Below are 1,023 nucleotides of genomic sequence, written 5' to 3' on the forward strand. Positions count from 1 at the left end.
CGGGTCCCAACCCATGAACGGTCGTGACACGCACGGCATGCTCGCCTCGGCGCTGTCGGTCGCCAAGATCCCCTACGCCCAATCGCAGGACGGCATCTCGCTGACCAACACCGTCGTCCCGAGCGGCCTCGGGCGCACCGCCGGGGAGCAGGTGCGCAACCTCGCCGGTCTGCTCGACGCCTACGTGGGCTCGCACGGCTATCACATGAACGTCAACGTGCTGAACCGCGAGACGCTCGAGGATGCCATGGAGCACCCGGAGAACTACCCGCAGCTGACCATCCGGGTCTCCGGCTACGCCGTGAACTTCGTCCGCCTCACACGCGAGCAGCAGCTCGACGTCCTGTCGCGTACGTTCCACGGCTCCATGTGATCCGCATCCCCGGCACACGAACCGACACGCAGAGAGAAGCTGAGGACAATGGCCAGGGCGATGCTCCGCCGCCACCCGTGCAACGCGGTGCCGTCCGCCCTCCCCGCCCTGCCCGATGACGCGGTGCGCCTGGAGGTCCCCCTCCAGGCGCCCGCCCATCGGCGCACCGGCGCCGGCCTCGACGGTCTCGCCGTCTCGGACGTCGACCGTCACGAGCGCCTCACCGCGATGCGCGAGGGCCGACTCGGCTCCGTGCACTCCTGGGAGCTCGTCACCGCCGTCGACGGGCCGGGAACGCGGCTGACCACGTTCCTCAGCGGGTGCCCGCTGCAGTGCCTCTATTGCCACAACCCCGACACCCTCGCGATGAAGGATGGACAGCCCGTCACGAGCGAGGAGCTGCTCTCACGGATCGAGCGTTACACCGCGGTGTTCCGGGCGACCGGCGGCGGCATCACCCTCTCCGGCGGAGAGGTGCTCATGCAACCCGCCTTCGCGGCGCGGATCCTGCGCGGCGCGAAGGAGCTCGGCATCCACACCGCCATCGACACGTCCGGCTACCTCGGCGCCGCGGCCTCCGACGCCATGCTCGACGACGTCGACCTCGTCCTTCTGGACGTCAGACTCTAGAGGATCCCCGGGACCGAGCT

General features: G+C 69.6%; 1 protein-coding gene and 1 pseudogene. Both read left to right on the top strand.

Going from position 1 to position 1,023, the window contains the following annotated elements:
• Positions 1-373, top strand: a 373-nt coding sequence (locus I5I_RS16160; RefSeq protein WP_148285587.1) for a glycine radical domain-containing protein, incomplete at its 5' end; no start/stop codon positions are given.
• Positions 374-421: 48 nt separating this feature from the next.
• Positions 422-997 (top strand): annotated as a pseudogene (locus I5I_RS15855) (4Fe-4S cluster-binding domain-containing protein); the annotation flags it as partial.
• Positions 998-1,023: the final 26 nt, after the last annotated feature.

The organism is Microbacterium sp. B24 (genome assembly GCF_000333415.1).
GTDB lineage: Bacteria > Actinomycetota > Actinomycetes > Actinomycetales > Microbacteriaceae > Microbacterium.